Raw genomic sequence first — 23249 nt, forward strand, 5'->3', positions numbered from 1 at the left:
CGGGCAGCCCGCGGTCAGACGCCGACGCCGTCCCCGGCCGCCCGGCCGGCCGGAATCGAGCACTCCGCGGGATCCCCGGCCGGCCGTGCCGCGGCCGCCGCGCGGGCGCGTCGGCGGGCCAGTGGGGCGGCCGCCGCGGTGAGCGCGACGAACGCGGCGATGGTCAGCAGCACGATCGTCGCGCCGGGCGGCACGTCCTGGTAGAACGACGTGATCGTGCCGCTGATCGTCACGGTGATGCCGAGGGCGACGGCGATCGCGAAGGTCGCGGCGAAGCTGCGGGTGAGCTGCTGGGCGGCGGCCACCGGTACGACCATGAGCGCGGAGACCAGGATCAGCCCGACCACCCGCATGGCGACCGTCACCGTGACCGCCGCGGTGACCGCGGTGAGCAGGTTCAGCGCGCGCACCGGCAGGCCGGTGACCCGCGCGAACTCCTCGTCCTGGCTGACCGCGAACAACTGGCGGCGCAGCCCCAGGGTGACCAGCACCACGAACGCGGCCAGCACCATGATCGCGGTCACGTCGGACGGGGAGACCGTCGACAGCGAGCCGAACAGGTACGAGGTCAGGTTCGCGTTGGAGCCGCCGGGCGCGATGTTGACGAACATCACGCCGCCCGCCATGCCGCCGTAGAAGAGCATGGCGAGCGCGATGTCGCCGCGTGTCCTGCCGTACCAGCGGATCAGCTCCATCAGGACCGAGCCGAGCACCGAGACGGCCGTGGCCATCCACACCGGGGAGGCGTTCAGCAGGAAGCCGAGGCCGACGCCGGTCATCGCCACGTGCCCGATCCCGTCGCCCATCAGGGGCTGGCGGCGCTGGACGAGGTAGATGCCGATCGCGGGCGCGGTGACGCCGACCAGGACGGCAGCGAGGAGCGCCCGCTGCATGAAGGCGTAGTTCAGGAATTCCATCAGCTCAGCAGTCCCGTGCGGATCGGTTCGGTGCCCGCGGGCGCGTGCGGGTGTACGTGGTCGTGGCCGGGCAGGGCATGCTGCCCCAGAGCCTTCGGCGGCGGGCCGTCGTGCAGCACACAGCCGTCGCGCAGGACGACCGCCCGGTCGATCAGGGGCTCCAGCGGGCCCAGTTCGTGCAGGACGAGCAGGACCGTGGTGCCCCGGGAGACCTGCTCGCGCAGGGTCGCGGCCAGCACCTCCTGGCTGGCCAGGTCGACGCCCGCCATCGGCTCGTCCATGATCAGCAGTTCGGGCTCGGCGACCAGGGCGCGGGCGATCAGCACCCGCTGGTGCTGGCCGCCCGAGAGGGCGTTCACCGAGTCCCCGGCGCGGTCCGCCATGCCGACCAGTTCCAGGGCGCGGCGCACGGCCTCCCGGTCGGCCCCGCGGAAGAGGCCGAAGCGGGTGCGGGACAGCCGGCCCGAGGAGACGATCTCGCTCACCGTCGCCGGCACCCCGCCGGCGGCCGTGGTGCGCTGCGGGACGTAGCCCACGCGCGCCCAGTCGCGGAAGGCGCGGCGGGGGGTGCCGAACAGCTCGATCGTGCCGCCGGCGGCCGGCACCCGGCCGATGATCGTGCGGATCGCCGTGGACTTGCCGGAGCCGTTGGCGCCGAGCAGCGCGACCACCTCGCCGCGGCGCACGGTGAGATCGATGCCGCGCAGCACGGGACGCGCGCCGAGTTCGGCGGTCACCCCGCGCATCGCTATGACGGGTTCGTCCATGATCTGCTCCTCCATGCCTGTCACTTGGCGCCCAGGGCCCGCTGGAGCGCCTTGAGGTTGGCCTCCTGGACCGAGAAGTAGTCCGTGCCGCGGGACTTGGACGTGATGCCCTCGAGCGGGTCCAGCACGTCGGTCCGCAGGGCGGCGTCGTTCGCCACCGTCTTCGCGGTCCGGTCGCTGACGAGCGTCTCGTAGAAGACGGTGGTGACGCCGTCGGCCCCGGCCATCCGCTGCAGGTCCCTGATGCGTGCGGCACTCGGCTCCGACTCGGGGTCGAGGCCGTTGATGGCCTCCTCGGTGAGCCCGTAGCGCTCGGCGAGGTAGCCGAAGGCGGCGTGGGTGGTGACGAAGACCTTGGTGCCGGTGTGCGCCAGGCCCTCCTCGAACCGGGTGTTCAGGGCGTCCAGCTTCTTCACCAGGGCCGCGGTGTTCTTCCGGTAGTCGGCCGCGTGGTCCGGGTCGGCCTTCGCGAAGGCCCTGCCGACGCCCTCGGCGACCTGGGCGTAGCGCACCGGGTCGAGCCAGATGTGCGGGTCCTTGCCGCCGGACTCCTCGCCCTCGTGCGTGTCGTGCTCGGCGGCGTGGCCGCCGACCTCGTTGCCGTGCTGTTCCAGGTCGGTCAGCGAGGCCGCGTCGATCTTGGCCGGGACCGGGGACTGGGCCACCGCGTCGTCGACGCCGGGCTGCAGGCCCTTCAGGTACAGCACGGCGTCGGACTGCTCGAGCCGGCCGATCTGCCTGGGGCTGATCTCCAGGTCGTGCGGCTCCTGTCCGGGGGAGGTGAGCGTGGTGACGTCGACGTGACCGCCGCCGATCCGCTCGGCCAGGAAGGCCATCGGGTAGAACGACGCGACGACGTTGAACCTGCCCGGGTCGCCCGCGGCGGCGCTGTCGGTGGAGCAGCCGGTGAGGGTGGCCAGGCCCAGCGCGGCGGCGACCGCGAGCGCGGGACCGGCCGTGCCTGTGCGGGAGGACGCGCGGCGTCGACGTTCGTTCATGACAGTCATTTTCAACAAACATGGAAACCGTTGTCAACAACGCCCGCGTGAGACCGTGGACAGGGGGCCGATTTGGCTGTGGGGGAGCCTGCGCCGGTAACCTGAATCAATTCGCTGGAAGCATCTCGCTTCAACGCCCGTCGTCGTAATGAAGAGAGCACCGTGGCCGCCGACAAGATCGACACCATCGTCAGCCTGAGCAAGCGCCGTGGCTTCGTTTTCCCCTGCAGTGAGATCTACGGCGGACAGCGTGCCGCCTGGGACTACGGACCGCTGGGTGTCGAGCTCAAGGAGAACATCAAGCGTCAGTGGTGGCGCTACATGGTGACGTCGCGCGAGGACGTGGTCGGTATCGACTCGTCCGTCATCCTGGCCCCCGAGGTCTGGGTCGCCTCCGGTCACGTCGCCACGTTCACGGACCCGCTGACCGAGTGCACCTCGTGCCACAAGCGGTTCCGCGCCGACCACCTCGAGGAGGCGTACGAGGAGAAGAAGGGCCACGCCCCGGCGAACGGCCTGGCCGACATCAACTGCCCGAACTGCGGCAACAAGGGCCAGTTCACCGAGCCCAAGCAGTTCTCGGGCCTGCTGTCGACGCACCTCGGCCCGACCCAGGACTCCGGGTCCGTCGCCTACCTGCGCCCCGAGACCGCCCAGGGCATCTTCACCAACTTCGCCCAGGTGCAGACCACCTCGCGCCGCAAGCCGCCGTTCGGCATCGCGCAGATGGGCAAGTCCTTCCGCAACGAGATCACGCCCGGCAACTTCATCTTCCGGACCCGCGAGTTCGAGCAGATGGAGATGGAGTTCTTCGTCAAGCCGGGCGAGGACGAGAAGTGGCAGGAGTACTGGATGGAGCAGCGCTGGAACTGGTACACCGGTCTCGGCCTGCGCACCGAGAACATGCGGTGGTACGAGCACCCGAAGGAGAAGCTCTCCCACTACTCCAAGCGCACCGCCGACATCGAGTACCGCTTCCAGTTCGGCGGCAGCGAGTGGGGCGAGCTCGAGGGTGTCGCCAACCGCACCGACTACGACCTCGGCGCGCACTCCAAGGCCTCCGGCCAGGACCTCTCCTACTTCGACCAGGAGGCCCAGGAGCGCTGGACGCCGTACGTCATCGAGCCCGCGGCCGGTGTCGGCCGCACCATGCTGGCCTTCCTGCTCGACGCGTACGTCGAGGACGAGGCGCCCAACGCCAAGGGCAAGATGGAGAAGCGCACGGTGCTCCGCCTGGACCACCGCCTCGCGCCGGTGAAGGTCGCCGTGCTCCCGCTGTCCCGCAACCCGGAGCTGTCGCCGAAGGCCAAGGGCCTCGCCCAGGCGCTGCGCCAGAACTGGAACATCGAGTTCGACGACGCGGGCGCCATCGGCCGCCGCTACCGCCGTCAGGACGAGATCGGCACGCCGTTCTGCGTGACGGTCGACTTCGACACGCTCGAGGACAACGCGGTGACCGTGCGCGAGCGCGACACCATGAAGCAGGAGCGCGTGTCCCTGGACCAGATCGAGGGCTACCTGGCTCAGCGCCTCCTGGGCTGCTGAGGCCCGCGCGGCTCACACGTCACGCCCACTACCCGGCCGGTTCGCCCGGCGGGGGAGTGGGCGTCGCGCTGTCCGAGGCGGGTGGGGGCTCAACGCCCTTGCAGTGACCTCACGTTGTCGCCGAAGGTCCAGTTCTTCGAGCCGTCCCAGTTGACCGACCAGGTCATCAGGCCCTTGAGCGAGGTGCCGTAGTGGCGCCAGGCCTGGGAGACGAGGGGCGGGGACATGTAGCCGCCGCCCGCGCCCGGCTGGGCCGGCAGCCCCGGGACCTGCTTGTCGTACGGCACCCTGATCGTCGTGCCCTGCACCACCAGCCCTTTGTCCAGGCAGTCTGTCTGCGCGGTGAAGCCCGCCACCGTGCCCGCCGCGTAGGAGTCGCCGGAGCAGCCGTACATGCTGCCGTTGTAGTACTGCGTGTTCAGCCACCACAGCCGGCCGTTGTCCGCGTACCTCTTGATGACCGGCAGGTATGCGCCCCAGATCGAGCCGTAGGTGACGCTGCCGCCGGTGACGTACGCGGTCTCCGGGGCCATCGTCAGGCCGAAGCCGGACGGCATGCGGGCCAGTACCCCGTCGATGATCCGGATCAGGTTGGCCTGCGACGTGGACAGCCGGCCGATGTCCCCGCTGCCCACCAGACCGGTCTCGATGTCGATGTCGATGCCGTCGAAGTTGTACTTACGCAGGATCGGCACGACGGTCGCGACGAACCGGTCGGCGACCGCGCTCGAGGACAGGTCGATGCCGGCGGCCGCGCCCCCGATGGAGAGCAGGATCGTCTGCCCGGAGGCCTTGGCGGCGCACATCTCGGCGGGCGTGGCCACCTTCACGCCGCTGTCCATGCCGTCCTCCCACAGCGCCGTGCCGTCCGAGCGGATGACCGGGAAGGCCGCGTTCACGACGTTGTAGCCGTGCGCGGAGATGCGGGAGTCGGTGATCGGGGTCCAGCCGAAGGGCGGGTGGACGCCGTTGGCGGAGCCGTCCCAGTTCTCCCAGTAGCCCTGGAGAACCTTGCCGGCCGGCCGTGACTTCAGCGCGCAGGTGTCGGCGGCGGAGGCGGTGGGGGCGGTCGCGACGGCGAGCGGGGCGAGGACGGCGGTGGTGAGAGCGGCGGTGAGCAGTCGCAGCGTGCGGCGGAGCATGCGGAGCCTCCCGGTGGGGGTGCGGTGAGGTGTCGTAGGCATGACAGTGCTCTGGTCCAGACCTACCGTCAATAGGTCTGGACCAATCGTTGCCGTGAGGGGTTCGTGACAAGTATGGAATGACAGATATTGAAATCTGTCATCCGTCATGGCAGGGTGGAGACATGACGATGCGAACCCGAAACCTCGGAAACACCGGCCCCCAGGTCTCCGCCCTCGGCCTCGGCTGCATGGGCATGTCCGCGCTGTACGGCGAAACCGACCGGGCCGAGTCCATCGCGACCGTCCACGCGGCCCTGGACGCGGGCGTGACCCTGCTCGACACCGGCGACTTCTACGCCATGGGCCACAACGAGATGCTGATCGGTGAGGCCCTGCGCACCGCCCCGGCTGCCGCCCGGGACAAGGCGCTGGTCAGCGTGAAGTTCGGCGCCCTGCGCGACCCGGGCGGCGACTGGATCGGCTTCGACGGCCGGCCCGCCGCCGTGCGGAACTTCGCCGCCTACTCCCTGCAGCGCCTCGGTGTGGACCACATCGACGTCTACCGGCTCGCCCGCCTCGACCCGGACGTCCCGATCGAGGAGACCGTCGGCGCCATCGCCGAGCTGATCGAGAAGGGGTACGTCCGGCACGTCGGCCTGAGCGAGGTCGGCGCCGAGACCATCCGCCGGGCCGCCGCCACCGCGCCCGTCGCCGACCTCCAGATCGAGTACTCACTGATCTCACGGGGCATCGAGCGGGAGATCCTGCCGGTCACCCGGGAGCTCGGCATCGGCATCACCGCCTACGGCGTGCTCTCCCGCGGCCTGATCTCCGGGCACTACTCCCGCGACCGGCAACTGGCCGCGGGAGACTTCCGCTCCTTCTCGCCCCGCTTCCAGGGCGAGAACCTCCAGCACAACCTGAACCTGGTCGAGGCGCTGCGCGAGGTCGCCGCGCAGAAGGGCGTCACGGTCGCGCAGATCGCCATCGCCTGGGTGCTCTCGCGCGGCGAGGACATCGTGCCGCTCGTCGGCGCCCGCACCCGCGAGCGGCTCACCGAGTCCCTGGGCGCGCTGGACGTGACCCTGGACGCGGCCGACCTCGCCGCGATCGAGAAGGCCGTCCCCGCGGACGCGGCGGCGGGCGACCGCTACGCGAGCGCGCAGATGGCACTCCTCGACAGCGAGCGCTGATCCAGCTCCCCGGTACGGTCTAGGGCATGGCACCGACCAGCGAGACCCTTACCGCCGAGCGCATCCTCGAGGCGACCGAGGAGGTGCTGCGCCGCCACGGCCCGGCCAAGGCCACCGTGGTCGACGTGGCGCGCGCGCTCGGCGTCAGCCACGGCAGCGTATACCGGCACTTCCGTACCAAGGCGGCGCTGCGTGAGGCGGTGACCAAGCGGTGGCTGGACCGCGCCTCGGAGCGGCTGGCCGGCATCGCCGCCGAGGCCGGCGCCCCCGAGGACCGGCTGCGGGACTGGCTTGCGGCCCTGTTCGAGGCCAAGCGGCACAAGGCCGGTGACGACCCGGAACTGTTCGCCACCTACACCGTGCTCACCGACGAGAACGGCACGGTGGTCGGTGACCACCTCGCGGACCTGACCGGCCAGCTCACCCGCATCATCGAGGCGGGCATGACCTCGGGCGCCTTCGCCCCCGCCGACCCCGTCACCACGGCCCGCGCCGTCTTCCAGGCCACCGGCCGCTTCCACGACCCGTGTTACGCCCGCGAGTGGCGGGAGCCCGGGATCGAGGAGGAGTTCACGGCCGTCGTGGACCTGCTGATACGAGGGCTGGGCGCGTCCGCGCCGAGGCGGTGAGGACGGGAACCCGCCGGCGTCAGCGTGACGGCTGCCGGGTTCCCGCCGGGTCCACCGTCGCCTGGTGGGCCTCGGCCAGATGCTCCTCGGCCTTCAGCCAGGGCAGGAACTGGGCGCTGCGGGACCAGCCGCAGGTGTCGCATCCGATCGTGCGCTGCACACCGGCGCGCCGTACCCGGACCACGTGCTCCCGGCCGTGCCGGTCCCACCGGCTGACCTTGCTCGTGCTGCTGTCCCGCGACATGACGCCTCCCCGCGTCCGGCACGTCCGACCGCAAGGAGTGTGCAGCAAGTCCAACATCAACGGGGGTTCCCCCGGCGGCGAGTCCGCCCCGGCCGGGCCCGGCTCAGCCGACCCGGCGGGGCAGCCGCAGGCTCAGCAGGCCGGTCAGGACGATGCCCGCGAGCTGCACCAGCAGCGTGATGACCAGGGCGTCCCGCATGCCCTGATGCGGGACCAGGGTCAGGAACAGGGTGCCGAGGGTGGCCACGCCGAGCGCGAACGCCGACTGCTGAGTGGTGACCATCACACCGCTGCCCACTCCGGCGCGGGTCGCCGGGACCTCGGACATCACGATCCGCAGCACATTGGGCAGTTGCAGCGCCTGCCCGGCACCGGCGACCGCCGCGCCGGGAAGCAGCGCGCCGAAGCCCAGGTGCGGCCAGTCACGCCAGGCGGCGAGGGCGATCAGCAGCACGCCCACGCCCTGGAGGACGGAGCCGGCGGTGACCACCCGGGTGCCGTACCGGGCGATCAGGCGCGGACCGGCCAGCGAGACGAACAGGAACGCCACGGCCATCGGCGCGAGCGCGAGCCCCGCCGGCACCGGACCGAGCCCGGCCCCCCGCTGCAACGCCAGCGCGATGACGAACATGAATCCGCTGAAGCCGATCGAGAACGGCACCATCAGCGCCAGCCCCCGGCGCAGCGACGCCAGCGCGAACAGGCTCGGCGGCACCAGCGGGGTCCGCCCCCGCCGGTCCGCCCGCCGCTCCACCGCGTAGAACGCGGCCGCGGCGAACGGGAACGCGGCCAGCGACAGCCAGGTCCACAGCGGCCAGCCCGCCGCACGGCCCTCGGTGAGCGGCGCGAGCAGGGTCAGCAGGGACACGGCGAGCAGGACGGTGCCGGGTACGTCGACGGGCTCGGGGCGCTGCGAGCGGGTCTCCGGCATGTGCCGCACGGCCAGCACCAGGCCCACCACGACGACCGGGACGTTGACGAGGAAGATCGCCCGCCAGCCGCTCCCGGCGATGTCCGCCGCGACCAGCAGGCCGCCCAGGATCTGGCCCGCCACCATGGACAGCCCGGCCGTGGCGCCGTACAGGCTCATGGCCTTCGCCCGGCGGGTGCCGCTGGTGGCGGCCTGGATGGTGGCGAGCACCTGCGGCAGCATCGCGGCCGCCGAGGCGCCCTGCGCGACCCGCGCCGCGACGAGGCTCCAGGCGCCCGGCGCGAGCCCGCAGGCCAGCGAGGTCAGCCCGAAGGCGGCCATCCCGACGAGGAACAGCCGGCGCCGTCCGAACAGGTCCCCGAGCCGCCCGCCGAGCACGAGCAGCACGGCGTAGGCGACTCCGTAACCGGCCACGACCAGCTCCAGCACGGCCTCGCCCGCGGCGAGGTCGGCGCCGATGGTCGGCAGCGCGACATTGACGATGAAGAAATCGACCAGCGGCAGCGCCGCGGCCAGCAGAACGGTGAACAGCCCCGGCCCGCTCAGGCCGGGCGGTGCGGCCGCCCGGGCACGGACGGCGGGAGTGGTGACGGTCTCTGTCATGGCACCGAGCCTGCGCCCGCTCCCAGACTGGTACCAGAGTGTCCTGATCCTGGTAGAAGAAGTACCTGGCAACAGGATCCATCGGGCGGCATCCTGGAGACATGACGACGACCGCACCGGTGACCGCCACCGCCCGGCCCCCGCGCGGCGGGGAGATCCGGCGGCACGAGCTGGCCGCCTTCCTGCGCAGCCGCCGCGAGCGGATCGCGCCCGAGCAGGTGGGGCTGCCCCGCGGCACCCGCCGCCGCACGCCCGGTCTGCGCCGGGAGGAGGTCGCCCAGCTCTCGGCGGTCGGCGTCACCTGGTACACCTGGTTGGAACAGGCCCGCGACATCCAGGTCTCGGTCCAGGTCCTGGACGCCCTGGCCCGCACCCTGCTGCTGGACGCCAGCGAGCGCGCCCACCTCTTCCAGCTCGCCGCGGCCGCCGATCCGACGCCGGCCGCGAGCTGCCCCAGCGTCACCCCGGCCCTGCGCGAGACGCTGCGCGCGCTGGAGCCGTTCCCGGCCTGCGTGCAGAACAGCCGGTACGACATCCTCGCCTACAACCGCACCTACGCCCGCCTCATGGGCGACCTGGACGCGGTCCCGCCGGAGGACCGCAACTGCATGCTCCTCGTGTACACCGACAGCGACTGGCGGGCGGCCATCGTGCACCTGGAGGAGACGATGCGCCTGATGGCCGCCCGGCTCCGCGCCTCCATGGCCGGCCACCTCGGCGAACCCGCCTGGAAGATGCTGCTCAGGCGCCTGGAGTGCGAGTCCCCCGAGTTCCGCGAGAACTGGCGGCGCTACGAGGTCGTCGGCAACCGCTCCAAGACCAAGGAGTTCCTCAACCCGTACGTCGGCCATCTGACCCTGGAGCACACGGACCTGTGGCTGGGCCCGCAGGCGGGGCCCCGGCTGGTCACGTACACGCCGAAGAACGAGGAGACCAGGGAGCGCCTGGAGAGGCTGTACGAACTGGCGGCCGGTCCGCGCGAACCCCGGGAGCCCCGGAGGCCCTAACGGCCGGCCGTGACCCCCACGGCGTCCTTCAGGTCCGCCGACTCCAGCTCGTCGGCGGACCGCTCGGCGGTGCGCCGGGCCCAGCGACCGCTGGTCACCCAGCCGAGGACCAGGACGGCCAGGCCGCACCCCGCGAGGATCCACCACCCCGGCCGGGCCGCCGCGACGAACGTGTCCCTGTACGGCGAGGAGCCCACGCCGGCGGCCAGCACCGCGCCGACCACGGCGACGCCCAGCGTCTGCCCGAGCTGCCTGCTGGTGGAGGCGACGGCGGCGGCGACCCCGGCCTGGGCCCTGGGCATGCCCGACACGGCCGTGTTGGTGATCGGCGCGTTCACGAAGCCGAAGCCGATGCCGAACAGCACGTACCCGGCGAACAGCGTGCCGTTCGACGTCTCCGCCTCGAAGGCCGCGAACAGCACGCCGCTCACGGTCATCGCGGCGCCCGCCACCAGCAGGGGCAGCCGCGGCCCCCGGCTGCCCACAAGGCGGCCGGACAGCGGCGCGCACAGGAACGTCGGCGCGGCCATCGGCAGCATCCACAGGCCCGCGTGCAGGGCGTCGAGGCCGCGCACGTTCTGCAGGTACAGCGTGGACAGGAACAGGAATCCGCCCAGCGCGGCGAACGCGCTGATCGCTATCACCGTCGCCCCGCTGAACGGAGCCGAGCGGAAGAAGCGGAGGTCGATGAGGGGTTCCTCGCGCCGGGGCTCATAGCCGAGCAGGCCGAGCAGGGCCATGAGGGCCACCGCGCCGAAGGGGGCCACCGTGCCGAAGCCGGAGTCCGGCGCCTCGATGATCGCGTACGTCAGCGAGCCGAACAGCGCGATCACCAGGACCTGGCCGACCGGGTCGGGCCGGCGGGCGCGGGGCGCGCGGGACTCGGGGACGAAGCGCAGGGTGAGGAGCAGGGCAGCGAGGCCGACCGGGAGGTTGACCCAGAAGATCGAGCGCCAGCCGACCGACTCCACGAGCAGGCCGCCGACCAGCGGGCCCGCCGCCATGGATATGCCGACCACCGCGCCCCACACGCCGATCGCGCGGGCCCGCTCGCGCGAGTCGGTGAAGGTGTTGGTGATGATCGACATGGCGACCGGGTTGAGCATGGAACCGCCGACCGCCTGGACCATGCGGAAGACGACCAGCAGTTCCAGGTTCGGCGCGAGGGAGCAGAGCAGGGATCCGATGGAGAAGAGGACCAGGCCCGTCATGAAGACCCGCTTGCGGCCGATCCGGTCGGCCGTGGAGCCCGCGAGCATCAGCAGCGAGGCCAGTACGAGCGTGTAGGCGTCGATCGACCACTGCAGGCCGGAGGTGGTGGCGTGCAGCTCGCGCTGCATCGACGGCAGCGCGACGTTCAGAGCGGTGTTGTCGAGACTCACGATCAGCAGACTCATGCAGCAGATCGCGAGCACGAGCAGACGTCGGCGGTGGCTGGGCTCGGGCATGTGGTTCATCGTACGTGACTTCGATAGTGCGGTTAACTAATGACCGATACATGATCTCCGCCGATACGTGACAATGGGGGAATGCCCACGCCCGAGTCCCCCCTTCAGATCGGCCCGCACACCGCCCGGCCGCCGGTGGTCCTGGCCCCCATGGCCGGTATCACCAACGCTCCCTTCCGCACCCTGTGCCGAGAGTTCAGCGGCGGCAAGGGTCTGTTCGTGAGCGAGATGATCACGACCCGGGCGCTGGTCGAGCGCAACGAGAAGACCATGCAGCTGATCCACTTCGACGCGACCGAGAAGCCGCGCTCGATCCAGCTGTACGGCGTGGACCCGGCGACCGTCGGCAAGGCCGTCCGCATGATCGCGGAGGAGGACCTGGCCGACCACATCGACCTGAACTTCGGCTGCCCGGTCCCGAAGGTGACCCGCAAGGGCGGCGGCTCCGCGCTGCCCTACAAGCGCAACCTGCTGCGGGCCATCCTGCGCGAGGCGGTCTCCGGCGCCGGGGACCTCCCCGTCACGATGAAGATGCGCAAGGGCATCGACGACGACCACATCACCTACCTCGACGCCGGCCGCATCGCCGTCGAGGAGGGCGTCACGGCGATCGCGCTGCACGGCCGCACGGCCGCCCAGCACTACGGCGGCACCGCCGACTGGGAGGCGATCGCCCGCCTGAAGGAGCACGTCCCGGAGATCCCGGTGCTCGGCAACGGCGACATCTGGTCGGCCGAGGACGCGCTGCGCATGGTGCGCGAGACCGGCTGCGACGGAGTGGTCGTGGGCCGCGGCTGCCTGGGCCGGCCGTGGCTGTTCGCCGACCTGGTGGCCGCCTTCGAGGGCCGCACGGACGCCCGTGCCGGAGGCACTGACGGATACGGTGCGCGGCCCTCCCTGCGCGAGGTCGCCGACGTCATGGTCCGGCACGCCACCCTGCTCGGCGAGTGGATCGGCGACGAGTCCAAGGGTGTCGTCGACTTCCGCAAGCACGTCGCCTGGTACCTGAAGGGCTTCGCGGTCGGCTCCGAGATGCGCAAGCGGCTCGCGATCACCTCCTCGCTCCAGGAACTGCGGGCCGGTCTCGACGAGCTGGACCTCGACCAGCCCTGGCCCACCGGCGCCGACGGGCCCCGCGGCCGTACGTCCGGCAACAACCGTGTGGTGCTGCCGGACGGCTGGCTGAAGGACCCGTACGACTGCGCGGGCGTCGGCGAGGACGCGGAGCTGGACACCTCCGGCGGCTGATCAGCCCTTCTTCGGGTGCGGGACCGAGCCGTACGCCGTCAGGAAGCGGTCGCGGAAGGAGCTCATCCGCCACACCGGGGCGTCGTGGGCGGGGCGCAGGCCGTCCGTCCAGTGCCAGTCGGCGATCCGGTCCAGCACCTTCGGGTCCTTGGCCACGATCGAGACGGGCACGTCACGGCTGGCGTGGTTGCCGCTGACCCGGGCGATCGGCTGGTGGTCGCCGAGGAACACGAGCACGGTGTCCTTGGTGCCGTGGCGCTCCAGCCACTCGGTCAGCGCGGTCACCGAGTACTGGATCGACTCGCCGTACTGCTCACGCGACTTGGTGGTGTCGGCGATGACGTCGGCCGGCCGGTTGCCCGCCGCCTCCATGCCCCTGAAGCCCGAGCCGTCGCCCAACTCGTCCCAGTCGACCATCTTCGGCACCGGCGCCCAGGGCTGGTGGCTGGAGGTCAGGATGAGCAGCGACATCCGCGACTTCCCGTCGGCCGGGCGCTTGCTGTGCACCCGCTGCTCGTACTGCTGGAGCGCGTACTGGTCGGGCATCGTCGACCAGCTGAACTTCGGGCCCCGGTAGCCGAGCTGGAAGGCGTTGTAGACCTTGTCGAGGCCGTACCACTTCTGCTCTGGCCAGCCCTTCTGCACGCCCGGCATGACGCCGACGGTGTCGAAGTCGCCGGTCTTCCTGAAGGCCTCGGTCAGGCTGAGGTGGTCGCTCGCCATGACCGTGCGGTAGCGCTGCTGGTTGCTGACCCACAGGCCCGACATGGTGGTGGAGTGCCCGAGCCAGCTGCTGCCGCCGTAGGTCGCGGAGGTGAGCCAGCCGCTCCTGGCGTGGAACCCGGCCTTGGCGAGGGCCTTGGTACGGGCGTCCAGGGTGGCGTCGACGCCCGGGGCGATGACCGGGTCCTCGATGGCGCTGCGGCCGTAGCTCTCGATGAACGTGAAGACCATGTCCTTGCCGCGCAGATCGGGGACGAGCCGGCTGCCCGGGGTGCCGCCGAACCGGTCCTTGCCGGCGACCTTCCGGAACTGCGCCTCGTCCTTGAGGGTGTCCGACACCCGGCGGGACTCGATCCTCAGCGCGGTGGTGGTGCGGTCGGAGGCGACCGGCACCCCGGATATCTGCAGGCCGAGGGCGGAGCAGGTGATCCAGACGACGCCCGCGACCATGGTGCCGCGGGTCGCGGTCGCGCTGTGCCGGGCGAGCAGGTTGCCCAGCCGGACGGTGGCCAGGGCCAGCAGAAGGCCCAGCAGCAGTACGAGGACGATCACGCCGGTGGTGGCGGCGAGGGTGGCCGTGCGGCCGAGCGAGTCCTCCAGGTACGACTGCGCGTCGCCGAGCAGGCTCCAGTCCAGGACGGGGTTGAAGGGACGGCCCAGGTACTGGTTGAACCCCATGTCGAGCAGGTTCAGCACGGTCATGGCGGCCAGCGCGACGCCGGACACCGCGGCCAGCACCACACGCGGGCGGCGCGGCAGGGCGAGCAGCACGGCGGCCCCGATGACCGCCTCGCCGGGTATGCGCGTGAACTTGGCGGGCCCGAGCCCGACCACCGTGTTCGGCAGCACCAGCGCGGCGACGACCAGGGCGGCGGCCAGCACGGTGACGGTCACGGACAGCCCCTGGGCGGCCCCCGGATGCGCCTGCCGCCAGCGCCCGGCACGAGCGGACCAGGCGGCCCGGACCCGGCGGACGGCGTTGGGCACTTCGGGGGCGGGGACGGGGGCCTGGCCGGCCGTTTGGGCCTGCTCGGCTCGATCGGCCTGCTCGGCCTGCTCGGCCTTCCCAGCTTGCTCGGCCCGCTCGGCCTCCTCCCGTTTCCCCCGTTCGTCGAGGACGGCCTCGTTTCCTCCGGCCGTATCCGGTGACTGGCGCGTACTCGTGTGCTGAGGCAACCCGGAGGTCCTTCCGTGCGAGACCCGTGACGGAGGCGGCGGGCCACGCTGGGAGGATGGGCAGGGCCGAAGCAACCCCGGCCCGCCTGGCCCGCCGCCCATGTCGTACGGGTGGCCGCCCGCCCCTGTTCACGGCGCTGGGCAAACACCGGGCAAACTGCCGACCCGGAGTGCTACGCCCCGCCGACCGCCGTGAGCAGGGCGAGCGGGGCCGCCGCCGAGCGGGATTCGCGGACGCACGCGTGCGGGTAGGGGACCGGCTCCGGGTGGGTGTCGCGGCCGTAGCCCGCCAGCACCTCCGGAAGCCGGTGCCCGGTGGCCCCCGCCGCGTCGACCAGCGCGTGCGCCACCGTACGGGCCTCGTCGTGCAGGCCGTAGCGGGCGAGGCCCAGGGTGATCAGCGCGTTGTCGTGCGGCCAGACCGAGCCGCGGTGGTACGAGAGCGGGTGGTACGCCGGCTGGCCGGAGGCGAGCGTGCGCACGCCCCAGCCGGAGAAGAAGTCCGGTTCCAGCAGCCGCCGTCCGACCGCCTCCCCGTACTCCTTGTCCAGCAGCCCCGACCACAGCAGATGCCCGGCGTCCGAGGCCAGCGCGTCGACCTGGCGGCCCGTGCCGTCCAGCGCCAGCGCGGGGAAGGACTGCTCGCGCATCCAGAAGTCCCGCTGGAAGCGGTCCCGCAGATCGGCGGCCGCCTGCTGCAGCAGGGCGGCGTACGTCTCGTCGCCCCACACCGCGCGCGCCACCCACGCGGTGCGGCGCAGCGCGTCGTACGCGTAGCCCTGGGCGCCCGCCGCCATCACCGCCCCGGTGGGCCGGGTGCCGTCGGCCCAGCAGATCGCGCCGGGGGAGTCCTTCCAGTTCTGGTTGGCGAGGCCGCCCTCGTCGGCGCGGTAGACGAGATAGCCGCGCGAGGTCAGCCCGCCGTGGTCCAGCATCCAGCCGATCGCCGCGCGGGCGTGCGGCTCCAGGCGCCGGGCCAGGGCGGTGTCGCCGGTCCCCTCGGTGTACGCCCCGAGCAGGACGAGGAAGAGCGGGGTGGCGTCGACCGAGCCGTAGTACCGGCCGAACGGCACCTGCCCGAAGTGCGCCAGCTCCCCGTGCCGTACCTCGTGCACGATCTTGCCGGGCTGGGCGACGGAGGACGAGCCGGCGCCGGTCGCCTGGGCCGCGGCCAGCGCGAGCAGCGTGGCGGCGGCCGGCCGAGGGTGGTACGGCAGCGTGAACAGTGAGGTGAGCAGGGCGTCCCGGCCGAGCAGGGTGAGGAACCAGGGGGCACCCGCCGCCGGCACCCGCAGTTCCTCGCCGTCCGGTCCGGTCGCCGGGACCTGCAGCGCGGCCAGGTCGGCGAGGCCCCGGGCGCAGGCCGCCGCCAGCTCCGGCCAGCCGGTCGGGAAGGCCACGCCCTCCACGAACCGGCCCTCCGCCGCGACGAGTCGCTCGTTCACCGAGGCGGGAGAGCGGGGCACGCGCAGGGCTCGCCGGTCGCCGTGCGGGCGGGCCATCACGCGCAGCATCAGTTCGGCGGTGCCGTGGGGCTCCAGGCCGAGGGTCCACACCAGGCGGCGGGCGCCGGTGCCGGTCTCCTCGACGGCGTCGGGGGCGGGGTCGGCCGTGATCGTCGTGACGGAGTGCCACTCGGCGCGCCGGTAGGTGAACTCGATCCCGTCGTCCAGCACCTCGCGGGAGCGCACGGCGCCGGCCTTGGCGTAGGTGCGGTGGTCGGCGCGGAGCTCGAACTGGTCGGTGAAGTCGGCGTCGACGGTGAGGGCGAGGCGGACCGTGGTGGCCACCGGGCGGTTGCCGGTCACCCGCAGTAACTCCACGAACGAGCTGTCCCCGACCGCCTGTTCCCGGAACAGGGTGCAGGCGGGCGGCTCCTGCCGGCCGCCGCGCGGCACCAGCACACAGCGGGCCGCGTCGCCGTCCGTGACCGGCGCGAGCACCTCGGGCACCGCGCCGTCCACGGTGAGCTGCCATCGGCTGAGGTGCCGGGCGTCGCGCACGAACAACCCGTCCGGGGCACTGCCGCCCCGCACCCCGCTGATGTCACCCCGGTCGCCCACGGCGGCGAACGTCGCCCCGTGCACCAGCAGATGCTGCCGATCCGTCATCCCCGGTCCCCTCCCTCGTCCCTCATGTCGGCCGTGCCCCCGGCGCCGGCCGCGCCGTCGCCCCCCGGGCCCCGGTGCAGCAGGTCCAGCGCGAGTGCGGCCGTCCAGGCGAAATCGGTGGTGCCGCAGGCCCCGCCGGTGTGCGGATCGACGTACTCGGCGAAGCCGCCGGCCGGTGCCAGGCGCAGCACCGCGGCGCGCAGCGCGTCGGCCCGCTCGAGGTGGCCGTGCGCGCGCAGACCCCGCTCCAGCAGCCAGCTCGTGTTGAACCACGCCGGGCCCCGCCAGTACCGGTGCGGGTCGAAGGCCTCGCCGAGGAGGTCGTAGCTCGGGACCAGCTCGGTGCTCGTGCCCAGCCCGAAGTGCGGTCCGCACAGCGTGCGGACGAGCGCGCCGGAGACCTCCCGGGGCAGGCCCGGCAGCAGCAGCGGGACGAGACCGGAGACGCTCCGCTCGGGAATCCGGCCCCCGCCCCGCAGGTCCAGGCAGTGGAACAGGCCGGTCGCGGGGTCCCACAGCCGCTCCACCAGAGCCGCCGTCAGCCGCTCGGCGCGGGCGTACCGGGCGGTGCCGGCCGCCCCCAGTTCCCCGGCGATCCGCGCCAGCGCCTGCTCGGAGGCGATCAGCAGCGCGTTGAACGCCGGGTCCTCGACCGCGAACTCCCCGCCGCCGTCGGCGTACCCGCCGTCGCGATAGTCCGCCGCCAGCCGCACGTACCGCCCGTAGTCCAGATCCGTCGGCCGGTCCTCCGGCGCGCCGTGGTCGAGGTCGGCGCGGCGGAAGGAGCGGGCCTGGGCCGGCGTGATCCGGGCGAGCGGGGCGTCCCAGCAGGGGCTGTTGTCCATCCCCTGTTCCCAGGGGTGCACGACGGACACCAGCCCGCCCCCGCCCAGGTCCCGCCGGTGCAGCAGATACCGGTGCCAGGCGGCCAGCCTGGGGTACACCCGGGCCAGGAAGCCGCGCGTCCGTGACAGGCCCGGATCGGCGCGGTGCACCAGCCAGGCCGCCAGCGCGTGCACCGGTGGCTGCACGATGCCGGACGTCTGTACGGTGCGCGGGGCGCCCGCGGCGCGCCCGGCGGTGGAGGAGCGCCAGAAGTCGGGGCTCGGGAAGTACGCGTCGAGGGGGACGGAGGGGTTGAAGACGATGTGCGGGACGCGCCCGTCGCCCCACTGGGCCGCCAGCAGCGTCTCCAGCTCCGTCTGGGCCCGTAACGGCGACAGGTGGCGCAGCCCGATCGCGATGAACGCCGAGTCCCACGACCACTGGTGCGGATACAGGCTCCGGGAGGGGACCGTCGACGTGCCCGTCCAGTTCTCCGCCAGCACCCGGGCGGCCCCGGCGTGCAGGGACGACGCCGACGCCGGCGGATCGTATGCGAACTCCCGCTCCGGGAGACGGACAGTGAGCTGGGCAGTGCGATCCACTCGGGGCTCCCCGAAGACGTCCGGCCGACCGGGTTTGGCTGTGGCTACCGCAGGGTTACGTCTATTTAACACGCAAAACTCAATATGTAATGCAGGCTTGGGAAACACAAGGGGGTGCGCATGACCGGACGGCCGGGCAGGACCGGGAAGAGCGGAAGTCAGGCGAGCGCCGGCGATCTGCTCGAACTGGTGCGCAGTGGGCGGGCCGTGACACGCGGCGCGCTCCAGCAGGCCACCGGTCTGTCCCGCGCCACCGTCGGCCAGCGCCTCGACCGGCTGTTCCGGGCCGGTTGGCTGCGCGAGGGCGCCGGCGGCCCGGTCGGCTCGCCGCTCGGCGGACGCCCCTCCATCACCCTGGAGTTCGACGACTCCCACGCGGTGGTCCTCGCCGCCGACCTGGACACCCGGCACGCCCGGGCCGCCGTCCTCACCCTGACCGGCGAGATCCTCGCCGAGCACTCCGGCACCCTGGTGATCGAGGACGGACCCGAGGCCGTGCTGGGCGAACTCGGCCGCTGGTTCGCCGAGTCGCTCGTGAAGGCGGGGCACCGGGCGGCGGAGGTCTGCGGCATCGGGCTCGCGGTGCCGGGCCCGGTGGACCGCGAGAGCGGCCGGGTGGTGCAGCCGCCGATCATGCCCGGCTGGGACGGTTACGACATAAGAGGCCGCCTCTCCCGCGCCTTCACCGAGCACACCGGCGCCCCCGCGGTCCCGGTCCTGGTGGACAACGACGCCAACCTCATGGCGTACGGCGAACAGCGCACCGGGCATCCGGACTGCGCGGCCTTCGTGCTGGTCAAGGTGTCCACCGGCATCGGCGCCGGAGTCGTGGTCGACGGCTCCATCTACCGGGGCGTGGACGGCGGCGCGGGCGACATCGGGCACATCCGGGTGGGCGCCGAGGCGCTGTGCCGGTGCGGTTCGTACGGCTGTCTCGCCGCCGTCGCCAGCGGCGGCGCCGTCGCCCGGCGGCTGACGGAGGCCGGGGTGCCGGCCGCCTCCGGCTCGGACGTGCGGGGCCTGCTGGCCGCCGGGCACCCGGAGGCGGCCGCGCTGGCCCGGGAGGCCGGGCGCCGGGTCGGCGACGTGCTGGCGACGGTCGTGACCCTGCTCAACCCGGGCGTGCTGATGATCGCCGGGGATCTGGCCGGAACCCCCTTCCTCACCGGCGTGCGCGAGCTGCTCTATCAGCGGGCGCTGCCCCGCTCCACCGCCCGCCTTGACGTCGTGACGTCGCGGCTGGGCGAGCGGGCCGCGCTGGTCGGGGCGGGTGCGCTGGTCGTGGAGCACCTGTACGCGCCGCAGCGGGTGGAGGAACGGCTCGTCGCGCTCGGCGTGTGAACCGGGCGTTTCGGCGTCCGCATGGTGAAATCCGGCTCTGTGTGACAGCGTGATTCTCGCCACCCCTGATAAGGGGAGCGCTCAGATGAGCGGATCTTGAGCGACTGCATTTCTCCAAAGGGTGGCACTGGGTGCCACCCTTTGATCGTTCATCGATCGAACTCAGGCGTGTTGGGAGGTGCTCAGATGAGCGTATTGCCACCCCTGTGGGCATGGGTGCGTTCAAGAAGTGAAAACATCGAGGCGTCTCCACTTGCCAAGCCTTGACTTTCAATCCACTGGCGGACGCGTGGTTACGGGCGCATGACGCACAAGTGGACGTACCCAGGTGCCTTAGATCTGGGTATGTTCCTCGCCGTCAGGGCAGCCACCGCGGCCTCAAGGAGTCGAGACCCGTGTCGGAAAACAAAGAACCCCACGTAGCGAAGTTCGTTTACGACTTCACCGAGGGCAACAAGGACCTCAAGGACCTTCTCGGCGGCAAGGGTGCCAACCTCGCCGAGATGACCAACCTGGGCCTGCCGGTCCCTCCCGGGTTCACCATCACCACCGAGGCCTGCAAGGTCTACCTCGACAGCGGCTCGGAGCCCGTGGCACTGCGTGACGAGGTGAGTGCGCACCTCGACGCCCTCGAGCAGAAGATGGGCAAGAAGCTCGGCCAGGCCGACGACCCCCTGCTGGTCTCGGTCCGCTCCGGCGCCAAGTTCTCCATGCCGGGCATGATGGACACCGTCCTGAACATCGGCCTCTCCGACAAGTCGGTGCAGGGCCTGGCCAAGCAGGCCGGCGACGACCGCTTCGCCTGGGACTCCTACCGCCGTCTCATCCAGATGTTCGGCAAGACCGTCCTCGGCGTCGACGGCGAGCTGTTCGAGGAGGCGCTCGAGGCCGCCAAGGCGGCCAAGAAGGTCACCGTCGACACCGACCTCGAGGCGGCCGACCTCAAGAAGCTCGTCACCAAGTTCAAGAAGATCGTCAAGACCGAGGCCGGCCGGGACTTCCCGCAGGACCCGCGCGAGCAGATGGACCTCGCCATCAAGGCCGTCTTCGACTCCTGGAACGGCGACCGCGCCAAGCTGTACCGCCGCCAGGAGCGCATCCCGCACGACCTGGGCACCGCGGTCAACGTCTGCTCCATGGTCTTCGGCAACCTCGGCCCCGACTCCGGCACCGGCGTCGCCTTCACCCGCGACCCCGCCTCCGGCCACCAGGGCGTCTACGGCGACTACCTGCAGAACGCCCAGGGCGAGGACGTCGTGGCGGGCATCCGCAACACGGTCCCGCTCGCGGAGCTGGAGAACATCGACAAGAAGTCGTACGACCAGCTCATGCAGATCATGGAGACCCTGGAGAACCACTACAAGGATCTCTGCGACATCGAGTTCACCATCGAGCGCGGCCAGCTCTGGATGCTCCAGACCCGCGTCGGCAAGCGCACCGCCGGTGCCGCCTTCCGGATCGCGACCCAGCTCGTGGACCAGGGCCTGATCGACGAGACCGAAGCGCTGCAGCGCGTCAGCGGCGCCCAGCTCGCCCAGCTGATGTTCCCGCGCTTCGACGAGTCCGCCAAGGTCGAGAAGGTCGGCCGGGGCATCGCGGCCTCGCCGGGCGCCGCGGTCGGCAAGGCGGTCTTCGACTCCTACACGGCCGTCAAGTGGTCCCGTTCGGGCGAGAAGGTCATCCTGGTCCGCCGGGAGACCAACCCCGACGACCTGGACGGCATGATCGCCGCCGAGGGCATCCTGACCTCGCGCGGCGGCAAGACCTCCCACGCGGCCGTGGTCGCGCGCGGCATGGGCAAGACCTGTGTCTGCGGCGCCGAGGAGCTGGAGGTCGACACCAAGCGCCGCCGGATGACGGTGCCGGGCGGCCACGTCGTCGAGGAGGGCGACGTCATCTCCATCGACGGCTCCTCCGGCAAGGTCTACCTGGGCGAGGTCCCGGTGGTCCCCTCCCCGGTCGTGGAGTACTTCGAGGGCCGGATGCACCCGGGCGCCGACGACGCCGACGAGCTGGTCGAGGCCGTGCACCGCATGATGGCCTTCGCCGACCGCAAGCGCCGGCTGCGGGTGCGCGCCAACGCCGACAACGCCGAGGACGCGCTGCGCGCCCGCCGCTTCGGCGCCCAGGGCATCGGCTTGTGCCGCACCGAGCACATGTTCCTCGGCGACCGCCGGGAACTGGTCGAGCGCCTGATCCTCGCCGACACCGAGGAGGAGCGCGAGGAGTCCCTGAAGCAGCTCCTGCCGCTGCAGAAGAAGGACTTCGTCGAGCTGTTCGAGGCGATGGACGGCCTGCCGGTCACCGTCCGCCTGCTCGACCCGCCGCTGCACGAGTTCCTGCCCGACATCACGGAACTCTCCGTCCGCGTCGCCCTCGCCGAGGCCCGTCAGGAGCCGCACGAGAACCTGCTGCGCCTGCTCCAGGCGGTGCACCGTCTGCACGAGCAGAACCCGATGCTGGGTCTGCGCGGTGTCCGTCTCGGCCTGGTCATCCCCGGCCTGTTCACCATGCAGGTCCGCGCCATCGCCGAGGCCGCGGCCGAGCGCAAGGCGGCCAAGGGCGACCCGCGCGCCGAGATCATGATCCCGCTGGTCGGCACGGTCCAGGAGCTGGAGATCGTCCGCGACGAGGCCGACCAGGTCATCGCGGATGTGGAGGCGGCGACCGGCACGAAGCTCAAGCTGGCCATCGGCACGATGATCGAACTGCCGCGCGCCGCGCTGACCGCCGGGCAGATCGCCGAGGCCGCCGAGTTCTTCTCCTTCGGCACCAACGACCTGACCCAGACGGTGTGGGGCTTCTCCCGGGACGACGTGGAGGCGAGCTTCTTCACGGCCTACCTGGAGAAGGGCATCTTCGGCGTCAGCCCGTTCGAGACGATCGACAAGGACGGCGTCGGCTCCCTGGTGAAGGCGGCCGCCCAGGCCGGCCGGGCCACCCGGCCCGACCTCAAGCTCGGCGTCTGCGGCGAGCACGGCGGCGACCCGGAGTCGGTCCACTTCTTCCACGAGGCCGGCCTGGACTACGTCTCCTGCTCCCCGTTCCGCATCCCGGTCGCCCGCCTGGAGGCGGGCCGGGCGGCCACCCAGTCGGCGGGCAGCGACCACCGCTGACCCCCACCGGCCCCGGAGCCGCCGTCGGTCCCCGACCCTCAAGACCGATCGGCGGCGGCTCCGGCGCACCAAGGAGGGGCGGCACCCTGTGCGGGGGTGCCGCCCCTTCACGCATCATCTGCGGAGACTGTCCAGGTACTCGTCGAAGCTGCCCGCGCCGAAGGCGTCGACGATGTCCTTGTAGTCACCGGGCAGCGCGGTGCCCAGCGCTGCCTCCGTCGCGGCCCAGTCGACGCCGCACCGATCGGGCTCCGTCCGCCCGGTGGCCTCCCGCAGCAACGCCACCCACCCGACCCCGGGCGGGCGGGTGAACGCGCGCCGGGCGAGGATCACGACGCGGCGCGGGCCATCGGCGGTGGCCGTCACGCCGTATCCGAACCAGTGCTCGGCCAGCACCCACCCGCGCAGCTCCAGCAGCCCACCCTCCCCGCCGATGGGGAGCCCACCCTCCCCGCCCACCGGCGGACCGTCGGGCACCCCTGCTGCCCTACCCCCGACGACCCAGGCACGTACCGGCCGACCCGCCCCGTCAACCACGTCCGCAGCGACGCGCTCCAGCTCGGCCAGATCCTCCGCGTCACTGGGCACACAGACATGCCCTGCCCCATGAATGGGCAGCGGGCAGTGCAATTCGGGCGCGCGCCAGGCGTCGTTCAGACGGGCGCGCAGAGCTGAGGCGCCCACGCGGCCAAGTGAACAGC

Annotated in this window: 18 protein-coding genes; 7 read left to right on the plus strand and 11 right to left on the minus strand. The window is 72.0% G+C overall.

Translation table 11 applies throughout. The annotated features are described in order from the left end of the window. Nucleotides 1-14: 14 nt before the first annotated feature. From AB0924_RS07485 to AB0924_RS07495, 3 genes are read right to left on the minus strand one after another with little or no spacing between them, the layout of a single operon-like run. On the minus strand, nt 15-917 hold the full coding sequence (locus tag AB0924_RS07485) for a metal ABC transporter permease (RefSeq protein ID WP_358927285.1): 903 nt from the start codon (nt 915-917) through the stop codon (nt 15-17). After that, nucleotides 917-1684, minus strand: coding sequence for a metal ABC transporter ATP-binding protein (locus AB0924_RS07490; RefSeq protein ID WP_366910904.1), 768 nt, complete (start codon nt 1682-1684; stop codon nt 917-919). Before AB0924_RS07490 ends, AB0924_RS07485 begins: the two co-directional genes overlap by 1 nt. Nucleotides 1685-1704: 20 nt before the next feature. Then, nucleotides 1705-2682 (minus strand): metal ABC transporter substrate-binding protein, encoded by a 978-nt coding sequence (locus AB0924_RS07495; protein ID WP_358927283.1) that lies wholly within the window; start codon nt 2680-2682, stop codon nt 1705-1707. Between the two features lie 162 nt (nt 2683-2844). On the opposite strand from AB0924_RS07495, the gene AB0924_RS07500 reads away from it, so the two are divergent. Then, nucleotides 2845-4227 carry a glycine--tRNA ligase gene (locus tag AB0924_RS07500; protein WP_358927282.1) on the plus strand — a complete coding sequence of 461 codons (1383 nt, stop codon included), beginning with the start codon at nt 2845-2847 and terminating at the stop codon, nt 4225-4227. 89 nt (nt 4228-4316) lie between these two features. Here the strand turns inward: AB0924_RS07500 and AB0924_RS07505 are convergent, their stop codons facing one another. Beyond that, nucleotides 4317-5369, minus strand: coding sequence for a chitinase (locus tag AB0924_RS07505; protein WP_366910905.1), 1053 nt, complete (start codon nt 5367-5369; stop codon nt 4317-4319). Between the two features lie 164 nt (nt 5370-5533). Here AB0924_RS07505 and AB0924_RS07510 point away from each other — a divergent pair, with 164 nt between their 5' ends. Next, nucleotides 5534-6544 (plus strand): aldo/keto reductase, encoded by a 1011-nt coding sequence (locus AB0924_RS07510; RefSeq protein ID WP_358927280.1) that lies wholly within the window; start codon nt 5534-5536, stop codon nt 6542-6544. Between the two features lie 26 nt (nt 6545-6570). Next, nucleotides 6571-7173 (plus strand): TetR family transcriptional regulator, encoded by a 603-nt coding sequence (locus AB0924_RS07515; protein ID WP_366910906.1) that lies wholly within the window; start codon nt 6571-6573, stop codon nt 7171-7173. 19 nt (nt 7174-7192) lie between these two features. On the opposite strand, the gene AB0924_RS07520 is transcribed toward AB0924_RS07515, so the two are convergent. Together AB0924_RS07520 and AB0924_RS07525 are read right to left on the minus strand one after the other, a co-directional pair. After that, complete coding sequence (locus AB0924_RS07520; protein ID WP_358927278.1) at nt 7193-7417, minus strand: hypothetical protein; 225 nt, start codon at nt 7415-7417, stop codon at nt 7193-7195. A gap of 103 nt (nt 7418-7520) precedes the next feature. Continuing rightward, nucleotides 7521-8951 carry an MFS transporter gene (locus AB0924_RS07525; RefSeq protein ID WP_366910907.1) on the minus strand — a complete coding sequence of 477 codons (1431 nt, stop codon included), beginning with the start codon at nt 8949-8951 and terminating at the stop codon, nt 7521-7523. 101 nt (nt 8952-9052) lie between these two features. Here AB0924_RS07525 and AB0924_RS07530 point away from each other — a divergent pair, with 101 nt between their 5' ends. Beyond that, on the plus strand, nt 9053-9958 hold the full coding sequence (locus AB0924_RS07530) for a helix-turn-helix transcriptional regulator (protein ID WP_358927277.1): 906 nt from the start codon (nt 9053-9055) through the stop codon (nt 9956-9958). Here the strand turns inward: AB0924_RS07530 and AB0924_RS07535 are convergent. Beyond that, the gene (locus AB0924_RS07535) at nt 9955-11406 is read right to left on the minus strand and encodes an MFS transporter (protein ID WP_366910908.1); all 1452 of its coding nucleotides are present in this window, start codon (nt 11404-11406) and stop codon (nt 9955-9957) included. The two genes, AB0924_RS07530 and AB0924_RS07535, sit on opposite strands and share 4 nt — an antisense overlap. 81 nt (nt 11407-11487) lie before the next feature. Between AB0924_RS07535 and dusB the strand changes: the two genes are divergently transcribed. After that, on the plus strand, nt 11488-12654 hold the full coding sequence (gene dusB, locus AB0924_RS07540; protein WP_366910909.1) for a tRNA dihydrouridine synthase DusB: 1167 nt from the start codon (nt 11488-11490) through the stop codon (nt 12652-12654). Here the strand turns inward: dusB and AB0924_RS07545 are convergent, their stop codons facing one another. The 3 genes from AB0924_RS07545 to AB0924_RS07555 form a co-directional block, all read right to left on the minus strand. Continuing rightward, nucleotides 12655-14271 carry a CDP-alcohol phosphatidyltransferase gene (locus tag AB0924_RS07545; protein WP_366910996.1) on the minus strand — a complete coding sequence of 539 codons (1617 nt, stop codon included), beginning with the start codon at nt 14269-14271 and terminating at the stop codon, nt 12655-12657. It abuts the gene before it with no gap. A gap of 455 nt (nt 14272-14726) precedes the next feature. Then, nucleotides 14727-16664: a glycogen debranching N-terminal domain-containing protein gene (locus AB0924_RS07550; RefSeq protein WP_366910910.1), complete on the minus strand. Its 1938-nt coding sequence runs from the start codon at nt 16662-16664 to the stop codon at nt 14727-14729. Continuing rightward, nucleotides 16661-18091: a hypothetical protein gene (locus tag AB0924_RS07555; protein WP_358927273.1), complete on the minus strand. Its 1431-nt coding sequence runs from the start codon at nt 18089-18091 to the stop codon at nt 16661-16663. The genes AB0924_RS07550 and AB0924_RS07555 overlap by 4 nt, the downstream gene beginning before the upstream one ends. 120 nt (nt 18092-18211) lie before the next feature. Here AB0924_RS07555 and AB0924_RS07560 point away from each other — a divergent pair, with 120 nt between their 5' ends. After that, nucleotides 18212-19432, plus strand: coding sequence for an ROK family protein (locus AB0924_RS07560; RefSeq protein ID WP_366910911.1), 1221 nt, complete (start codon nt 18212-18214; stop codon nt 19430-19432). Nucleotides 19433-19827: 395 nt separating this feature from the next. After that, nucleotides 19828-22548: a pyruvate, phosphate dikinase gene (ppdK, locus tag AB0924_RS07565; RefSeq protein WP_366910912.1), complete on the plus strand. Its 2721-nt coding sequence runs from the start codon at nt 19828-19830 to the stop codon at nt 22546-22548. A 114-nt stretch (nt 22549-22662) separates the two neighbouring features. Here the strand turns inward: ppdK and AB0924_RS07570 are convergent, their stop codons facing one another. Beyond that, nucleotides 22663-23007 carry a hypothetical protein gene (locus AB0924_RS07570; RefSeq protein WP_358927270.1) on the minus strand — a complete coding sequence of 115 codons (345 nt, stop codon included), beginning with the start codon at nt 23005-23007 and terminating at the stop codon, nt 22663-22665. Nucleotides 23008-23249 lie beyond the last annotated feature (242 nt).

The sequence above is a fragment of the Streptomyces sp. NPDC047869 genome, assembly GCF_040704065.1.
Lineage (GTDB): Bacteria > Actinomycetota > Actinomycetes > Streptomycetales > Streptomycetaceae > Streptomyces.